Raw genomic sequence first — 8,578 nt, 5'->3', positions numbered from 1 at the left:
CTGGTGTAAAGTATACACTTTCAAATTCTTGATCGGGGGTGTTCTCAATAAGTCCGGGACTGGTGCTGTTAATCTTGACAATAGATGGTATCGTACCTGTAAAGTCTATATTCAGATTTTCGGCTAAGGCTTTGACTGGGAAAGCAGCAGCAATAATCATAGCTAAACTTATAGTTATTGTAGTTTGGTAGTTCATCATTCGGAATTGACTATAGGAAATAGATCAATCATAACTTTTCAAACACCCTCTAAGAGGATGTTTTAAAAGTTTTGGGCGAATATAATTCGCTACTAAATGCATCATCTGAAACTCTTGGTAGGGACAATTCATGAATTGTCCCTACATCTTTTCCGCAGATGTCTATTTTATCATTTTACCTCACTCTCACTGGCAAGTATAGGGGACTTTTTACCAACCAGATACCGGACTTAATAGAATTAATTAGGGTTTTCAAATTTTACCGGTAGGGAAAAAACCAAATAGTTTGACTACTCCACTAATTAAGGCTATGATTACTGCTACTAAAACTCCACGATTGATAAATTCTTGGTTATCTAGTCTTTTATCAATACCACTAACTTTCTCATCTAGGGTTTTAATTTCCCCTGATAGTTTCTCATCTAGGGTTTTAATTTCCCCTGATAGTTTCTTGTCTAGGGTTTTAATTTCCCCTGATAGTTTCTCGTCTAGGGTTTTAATTTCCCCAGATAGTTTCTCGTCTAGGGTTTTAATTTCCCCAGATAGTTTCTCGTCTAGGGTTTTAATTTCCCCAGATAGTTCTGCTTGTCCAATTTCTAGTTTAGTTAATCTACTATCAATAGTTTCTAGTTTTTGGTTAACTTCAGTAAACTTTTGATTTACTTCAGTAAATTGCCTATCCATTTTTTGATTTACTTCAGCAAATTGCTTCTCTATCTTTTGATCCAAACGAGATAATATTTCTTCCAGAGTATAAGTAAGAGTGGGTGGGTTGGTTGTCATATATTTTCGTGATAGTTAGTGATAGTTATTTTATAGACAATACAGGCAGCATTCGTCATTTGATAAGCTGTACTGCATTTAATTTATATAAGGTTAACAGGCAAGATGCTTCACAAGACCTAAGAATATTCAGATTATACAGTTTAGCTGCGTAACAGCTTATCTCCGAAAATTAAATTTACATGGTTTGAAACTCTTGGTAGGGACAATTCATGAATTGTCCCTACATCTTTTCCGCAGATGTCTATTTTATCATTTTACCCCACTCTCACTGGGAAGGATAGGGGGCTTTTTACCAACCAGATACCGGACTTATTAGAGAACTCCGGTATCTTAAACAACCACAAAACTACTGGTAGATAAAGTACCCTTGTATCCCGTAATGTCCACAATGGTGGCTGGAGGATTGAACATCATCGTTAATGTTGGTAACGGTAATGGCTAGGGCTTGTGTGGTTTATCCCAGTTGCACAGCCTCAACTTTAAATGCTCTATTTCGTACAGAGCAAAGGTTTCTTGTGGATCAAGCTCTAATGCGCGGTTATAGCTGGCTAATGCTTGAGGTAATTGATTTTGTAGTTTGAGGACATTACCAAGGTTAATGTGGGCTTTGATGTGGTCAGGTTGGAATATCAGAATTTGCTGGAAGCACCTCTGAGCTTGGGTAAATTCTTGTTGCAGTAACAAGAGACAACCTAAGTTATGCAGTGCATCTATAAAATTGGGTTGTAGTTTGAGGGCGTTTTGGAAACAGGCGATCGCTTTTGAAAACTCTCCCATCTGTTGTAAAATATTCCCCAATTGGTAATGAGTTTCCGCCAGATTTGGTTCTAAATCCAATGCTGTTTGTAAACAGGTTTGGGCTGGGAAAAAATGTCCTTGATTTGTATATAATTTACCTAAATTAAGGTGGGCTAAGGTAAAATCTGGTTTAATTTCAATAGCTTTTTGATAAGCAGCAATAGCCTGTTCATCCTGGTTTTGTAATTGCCAAATTGCTCCCAAATTACAATAAGCCGCAGCTACATGAGGATTAATTTCCAGTAATTTTTGGTAAGCAGAGATGGCCTCCTCAAATTTCCCCAAGCCTTGCCAAGTATTACCCAATTGATTATAAGCAGGAATATAATCAGGTTGAATTTTAATAGCTGCTTGAAAACAACCAACTGCTTTTTCTAAATCACCTAGTTTTACCAGTTTTTTACCTTCTTCAAACTGAGAACGAGCGCCAGGATGAATATTATTAGTTATATTAGTTAATCTATTAGCTAAGGGTATTAATTGTTTGCGAGATAATCGCATTTCTCCTTTACCTATGTTTATTGGTAACTGCCAACCCAACTTTTGTAACATGGGTTCTAAAGCCTGTGTTGTTAAAGTTGTCGGTGCATAAATTACTTTGATCTCACGGGCATTTTGTTGTAATAACTCCCGTTCTAAAAATACCATCATCTGGGTACAAATTCCTTGCTGACGATGGATAGGAGCAACAAATAAAGATAGGAGTTCGGCTTGGAAATTTGGTAATAATTCCGCAATGGCAAAACCTACCATTTCTCCCTCCAAAGAAGCAGAAACTCCCACTAACTCACCCCGTTGAGGTTGAGTTTGCCAACGTTGTTGTAAACTGGGGAAGGTATAAGGGTCATAGGGTGCTAAACTTTCTGCATTCAGATGATAAACTTGCTGAAATTTAAAGTTTACAGATTCAGATTTTTTAGTCACAATGGCAGTATTATTCAAGTTAGGACTTTTGACTCTCGGTTTACTGGTGACAATGCCTTGAGAACCAGGAAAAGTAATTAATCTTTGGATATCTTCATTCTCAAAACCCAGGGCTTTTGGTTGACTCACACCAGGGAGAACAACTACATCAAACAGTTCTTCAATTACGGTCTCTAACCGCAGCCAATGGACAATTTCACCATTTTTGAGGTTAATAATCAATAAGCCACATTCAGCTTGTTTTTTCTCGGCTTGCAACCGGTTTTCTAATGCCAGTCCTGTGAAGTTACGCGTCCTCAGTTTAGAGGTTCCCACTAAGGCATAATTACCCCAAAAGGCTAAACCCCTCACAAAACCAGAACAAAAGGTAATGGGAACAAATTTACCATCATCAAGGTAGCCTAATTCTCCTGTACCTGCATTGAGTAACCATAGCTTGTTTTGATACCAACGGGGCGAATGGGGCATAGATAGGTTAGTGGCGATGATTTCATCACTGGGTATGTGTATAACAATACCTCCATTCTGGCGATGATCACGCCAACCTGCGGCTTTATCTGTAGCGCTGCAAGCTGTCACATAGGTAGGTTTACCTGCTACCATTGCTAACCCATTCAAATGACAACGATCCTCTGCTACTAGCTTGGTAATAAAGGGTGGTTGCCAAACTGGGGCGAAGCTATAACCAGATTTTATGGTAGCTAAACAGCTAAAATCTGTATTGATAAATAATGGCGTACCTGTGGCATCTAATACTAGATCATGGACATTGAGATCACCTGTGGTGTAACTGCGACTAGGTATATACAGGCGATCTGATTGCTGGTGTATTTCACCGGGTAATAAACAATTATCAAGTTGCCAAATTTGATACCTGGTACTCATATATAGGCTGTGATCATTGCCATACAACCCCATTGGTTTATCAAATACTTGTTCCTTTACTGTCAAACCGCTTTCAGGGTTGCTACCCAATAAGATCAGGCGGTTGGTTTGATAGGTGGTGAAAGCAATGCTAATATGCTCATGTTGTAACCAATTACTTAGTTCTGGAGAGGGACTGACTTGGGCGATAGTTTCTAGGTTGGATGCTGTTGTATTCATGGTTGGAAATGAGAGATAAAGGTTTTACACTTTGGTTTACAGGATTAAGCGGTTCTGGTAAATCTACCCTTGCTAGAGCCGTAGAAACTAAATTAAAAGAACGTAATTATTTGGTGGAAGTTTTAGATGGGGATGTTATCCGTACTAATCTCTCCCGGGGACTAGGTTTCAATAAGGAAGATAGGGATACAAATATTCGTCGTATTGGTTTTGTCGCTAACTTACTTAGTCGTAATGGGGTAATAGCTATTGTATCTGCTATCAGTCCCTATCGGTCTGTGAGAAACGAGGTGCGGAATATGACAGAAAATTTCGTAGAAGTTTATGTAAATACACCGCTATCTGTTTGTGAGGCTAGAGACGTAAAAGGATTATACGCAAAAGCCCGTTTAGGTATAATTAAGGGTTTTACGGGCATTGATGATCCCTATGAAGAACCACTTAACCCAGAAGTTGTCTGTAATTCTGAAAAAGAAACCCTGGAAGAAAGTGTTGCTAAGGTCTTCACAGCATTAGTAGAGATGAACCTCCTGATGGGTGGGGATAGGCAATAGGATTAGACTTATTGTACAATTGTTTCTGTGGTACTATGGAAGGTTTTAGGTTTTATGTATTTTTGGTGTTATTTGCTTTGCGATCGCAAATAACATTATACTTAGGGGTTGCTGAGAAAGTCTTTCCGTGAAGACAGGGAATAGGGAACAGGGAACAGGGAACAGTTTCAGCTATCTGTCATCCCCAAATTTTTGGGTTTGCGATCCCCAAAATGCACACTTTTTCAGGTATACCCTTCAAAACCCTTGCACTTTTTTCCTCTTTATCAACAGTTCGACAAGCTCACTGACCACCTGTAACCCTTGATATATCTGGGTTTTACATTTATTCAGCAAGCCCTACTTACTTATCAAAAATCAATAATATTCTATAATATTCTATATAGAATCAATTAGGGTTTTCAAATTTTACCGGTAGGGAAAAAACCAAATAGTTTGACTACTCCACTAATTAAGGCTATAATTATTGCTACTAGAACTCCACGATTGATAAATTCTTGGTTATCTAGTCTTTTATCAATACCAATAACTTTTTGTTCTAAGGTTTTAATTTCCCCAGACAGTTCTGCTTGTCCAATTTCTAGTTTAGTTAGTCTACTATCAATAGTTTCTAGTTTTTTATTAACTTCAGTAAATTGCTTGTCCATTTTTTGATTGACTTCAGCAAATTGCCTATCCATTTTTTGATTGACTTCAGCAAATTGCCTATCCATTTTTTGATTGACTTCAGCAAATTGCCTATCCATTTTTTGATTGACTTCAGCAAATTGCCTATCCATTTTTTGATTGACTTCAGTAAATTGCCTATCCATTTTTTGATTGACTTCAGCAAATTGCTTCTCTATCTTTTGATCCAAACGAGATAATATTTCTTCCAGAGTATAAGTAAGAGTGGGTGGGTTAGTTGTCATATATTTTGGTGATAGTTAGTGATAGTTATTTTATAAACAATACAGGCAGCATTCGTCATTTGATAAGCTGTACTGCATTTAATTTATATAAGGTTAACAGGCAAGATGCTTCACAAGACCTAAGAATATTCAGATTATACAGTTTAGCTGCGTAACAGCTTATCTCCGAAAATTAAATTTACATGGTTTGAAACTCTTGGTAGGGACAATTCATGAATTGTCCCTACATCTTTTCCGCAGATGTCTATTTTATCATTTTACCCCACTCTCACTGGCAAGTATAGGGGACTTTTTACCAACCAGATACCGGACTTATTAGAGAACTCCGGTATCTTAAACAACCACAAAACTACTGGTAGATAAAGTACCCTTGTATCCCGTGATGTCCACAATGGCATCACTAAGAGCATCAAAACCAGCAGTTCCATCATTAATAGCTACATAGCTCTTTGACCCTATGGTAAATAGTGCAGCCGCATTAGCACCAAAATCAGTAGTAGTTAATTTACTACCAATGGCTGTGGCATTGAGTCCGCTAACTACACCTACATTATTAAACACAGACCGGGCAGTGTTAACTACAAAACGGTCAGTCTCCGTACTATTGTTAAAATCCTTGATGCTATCAATTCCACCTAACAAGGAATCGGTTAAGTTAGTATAAACAAACCAGTCATTATCTAAACCTCCTGTTAATGTATCCGCACCTAGTCCACCAATTAAGGTATCATTTCCTCTAGAAGCTCTGATAATATCATTACCAGCACCACCGTCGAGAATGTTATCTTTGGTATTATCTGTAATGGTATTATTCAGGGTATTACCTGTACCATTAATATTGCCAGCTATTTCTTGTAAAGCCAGGTCTTCTACATTGTCAGTGAGTGTGTAACTGATACTGGTGAAAACTTTATCTGTACCTTCATTGGCATATTCTATCACACTGTCACCAGCATTATCAACCCAGTACCAATCATTATCAGTTCCTCCAGTCATGGTGTCAGCACCAATACCACCCATTAAGGTATCATTACCAGCACCACCAAAAAGGCTATCATCACCAGCACCGCCGTTGAGAACATTATTACCACTGTTACCTAAGATAGCATTATTGAGGCTGTTTCCAGTGCCGTTAATGTTCGCACTTCCTGTTAAAATCAGGTCTAGTTGGCTAGAGTTTAATGTGTGGTTGGTGGAGGATTGAACATCATCGTTAACGTTACTAACGGTAATAGCTACGGCTTGTGTGGCAGTTAATGTACCATCACTAGCGATAACGTTGATATCATAAACGTTGTCTGCACCGTTGTCAGTGGGAACTTCAAAGTTAGGAGCAGTTTTGAAGGTGACAACACCGTTATTGATGTTAAAGAGGTTAGCATCCGTACCAGATAAACTGTAGGTGAGGGTTGTACCTGCATCTACATCTGTAGCGGTGGCGGTGTAAACTGTGCCTGTACCGTTTTCGGCAAAGTTGGCGGTGTTAGCACTGGTAATAACTGGGGCTTCGTCAACGTTGCTGACGGTAATAGCTACAGCTTGTGTGGCGGTTAATGTACCATCACTAGCGATAACGTTGATGTCATAAACGTTGTTTGCACCGCTATCGGTAGGTAGTTCAAAGTTAGGAGCAGTTTTGAAGGTGACAGTGCCGTTACTACTGTTGATGTTGAAGAGGTTAGCATCCGTACCGGATAAGCTGTAGGTGAGGGTTGTACCTGCATCTACGTCGGTGGCGGTGACGGTGTAAACTGTGCCTGTACCGTTTTCGGCAAAGGTGGCGGTAGCAGCGCTGGTAATAACTGGGGCTTCGTTAACGTGACTAACGGTAATAGCTACAGCTTGTGTGGCAGTTAATGTACCATCACTAGCGATAACGTCGATATCATAAACGTTGTCTGCACCGTTGTCACTAGGTGCTTCAAAGTTAGGAGCAGTTTTGAAGGTGACAGCGCCGTTACTACTGTTGATGTTAAAGAGGTTAGCATCCGTACCGGATAAGCTGTAGGTGAAGGTTGTACCTGCATCTACGTCGGTGGCGGTGACGGTGTAAACTGTGCCTGTACCGTTTTCGGCAAAGGTGGCGGTAGCAGCGCTGGTGATAACTGGTGCTTCGTTAACGTTGCTGACACCAATGGTTAATTCTTTCTCAAAGGATAACCCCCCTTGGTCTGTGGTTCTAACTCTAATGCTGTAACTGTTTTTGGTTTCAAAGTCAAATGCAGCATTGGTTTTCAGTTCATTTCCAGCAATGGTGAAGGAACTGTTATCGGTGTCTCCTGTGCCGCTAACTAAGTAAGTCGGCGGGAAAATTTATAACCATGTAACAAAATGTAAATTCAATCAATGCCTTATCAATAGGTCATTTAACGGGGTTTACAAAACTCAACATACATCGGTTTTATCGTGCCGACTTACTTAAACTATAGGTAAATGTGTTTCCTGTATCTGGGTCTGTAGTGGTGAAATTACCAATTACCGTACCAATAATTTGGTTTTCCGCAAATGTGGTACTGGAGAGTGCTAAGTCAGTGGGAGTTCGGTTAGCTGTGAAGTATTTCAGGGTACCGTCATTTACTCCCACCACCGCATCCAGGTCTCCATCCCCGTCTATATCGGCAAAGGTGGGGGTGCTGTAAGTCCCCCCCACATCAATGCCATTGAAGGGGTTGGCTGTTCCTGTTTGTTCTGTGTAGCTGGGGTTGGTGGCTGTGCCTGTGTTTTGGTAGTATTTCAGGGTACCGCCATTTACTCCCACCACCGCATCCAGGTCTCCATCCCCGTCTATATCGGCAAAGGTGGGTTTGCTGGAAGACCCCACATCAATGCCATTGAAGGGGTTGGCTGTTCCTGTTTGTTCTGTGTAGACGGGGTTGGTGGCTGTTCCTGTGTTTTTGTAGTATTTCAGGGTACCGTCATTTACTCCCACCACCGCATCCAGGTCTCCATCCCCGTCTATATCGGCTAAGGTGGGGGTGCTGTAAGACCCCACATCAATGCCATCGAAGGGGTTGGCTGTTCCTGTTTGTTCTGTGTAGACGGGGTTGGTGGCTGTTCCTGTGTTTTTGTAGTATTTCAGGGTACCGTCATTTACTCCCACCACCGCATCCAGGTCTCCATCCCCGTCTATATCGGCTAAGGTGGGGGTGCTGTAAGACCCCACATCAATGCCATTGAAGGGGTTGGCTGTTCCTGTTTGTTCTGTGTAGCTGGGGGTAACAGGAACTTCTGTGTTGTTGTAGTATTTCAGGGTACCGAAACCTTCTCCCACCACCGCATCCAGGTCTCCATCCCCGTCTATA

7 protein-coding genes are annotated in these 8,578 nt (G+C 40.4%); 1 reads left to right on the top strand and 6 read right to left on the bottom strand.

From position 1 onward, the window contains the following. From IQ237_RS25540 to IQ237_RS25530, 3 genes are all read right to left on the bottom strand, one after another. Positions 1 to 199 (bottom strand): hypothetical protein (locus IQ237_RS25540; RefSeq protein WP_194060044.1); only part of this gene is annotated, 199 nt, incomplete at its 3' end. Between the two features lie 252 nt (positions 200 to 451). Beyond that, entirely contained in the window at positions 452 to 982 is a 531-nt protein-coding gene (locus tag IQ237_RS25535; RefSeq protein WP_228020710.1) for a hypothetical protein, read from the bottom strand. A 441-nt stretch (positions 983 to 1,423) separates the two neighbouring features. Beyond that, positions 1,424 to 3,811, bottom strand: a complete 2,388-nt coding sequence (locus tag IQ237_RS25530) for a TIGR03032 family protein (protein WP_194060043.1) — start codon at positions 3,809 to 3,811, stop codon at positions 1,424 to 1,426. Between the two features lie 8 nt (positions 3,812 to 3,819). Between IQ237_RS25530 and cysC the strand changes: the two genes are divergently transcribed. Beyond that, positions 3,820 to 4,365 (top strand): adenylyl-sulfate kinase, encoded by a 546-nt coding sequence (gene cysC, locus IQ237_RS25525; RefSeq protein WP_194060042.1) that lies wholly within the window; start codon positions 3,820 to 3,822, stop codon positions 4,363 to 4,365. A 401-nt stretch (positions 4,366 to 4,766) separates the two neighbouring features. Here the strand turns inward: cysC and IQ237_RS25520 are convergent, their stop codons facing one another. The 3 genes from IQ237_RS25520 to IQ237_RS25505 form a co-directional block, all read right to left on the bottom strand. Continuing rightward, positions 4,767 to 5,276, bottom strand: a complete 510-nt coding sequence (locus IQ237_RS25520) for a hypothetical protein (protein ID WP_228020709.1) — start codon at positions 5,274 to 5,276, stop codon at positions 4,767 to 4,769. A gap of 333 nt (positions 5,277 to 5,609) precedes the next feature. Continuing rightward, positions 5,610 to 7,076 (bottom strand): bluetail domain-containing putative surface protein, encoded by a 1,467-nt coding sequence (locus IQ237_RS27100; RefSeq protein WP_375539921.1) that lies wholly within the window; start codon positions 7,074 to 7,076, stop codon positions 5,610 to 5,612. Between the two features lie 601 nt (positions 7,077 to 7,677). Beyond that, on the bottom strand, positions 7,678 to 8,578 hold a 901-nt coding region (locus tag IQ237_RS25505), incomplete at its 5' end, for a VCBS repeat-containing protein (protein WP_194060040.1).

The sequence above is a fragment of the Sphaerospermopsis sp. LEGE 08334 genome (assembly GCF_015207205.1).
Classification (GTDB): domain Bacteria; phylum Cyanobacteriota; class Cyanobacteriia; order Cyanobacteriales; family Nostocaceae; genus Sphaerospermopsis.
Note: the sequence above shows the minus strand (reverse complement) of the source record. Positions and strands in the feature narration are given on the sequence as shown.

Excerpts from the sequence above, each read along its gene's own strand:
- cysC (WP_194060042.1), top strand. The coding sequence starts at position 3,820 with ATGAGAGATAAAGGTTTTACACTTTGGTTTACAGGATTAAGCGGTTCT.
- IQ237_RS25535 (WP_228020710.1), bottom strand. The coding sequence starts at position 982 with ATGACAACCAACCCACCCACTCTTACTTATACTCTGGAAGAAATATTA.
- IQ237_RS25530 (WP_194060043.1), bottom strand. The coding sequence starts at position 3,811 with ATGAATACAACAGCATCCAACCTAGAAACTATCGCCCAAGTCAGTCCC.
- IQ237_RS25520 (WP_228020709.1), bottom strand. The coding sequence starts at position 5,276 with ATGACAACTAACCCACCCACTCTTACTTATACTCTGGAAGAAATATTA.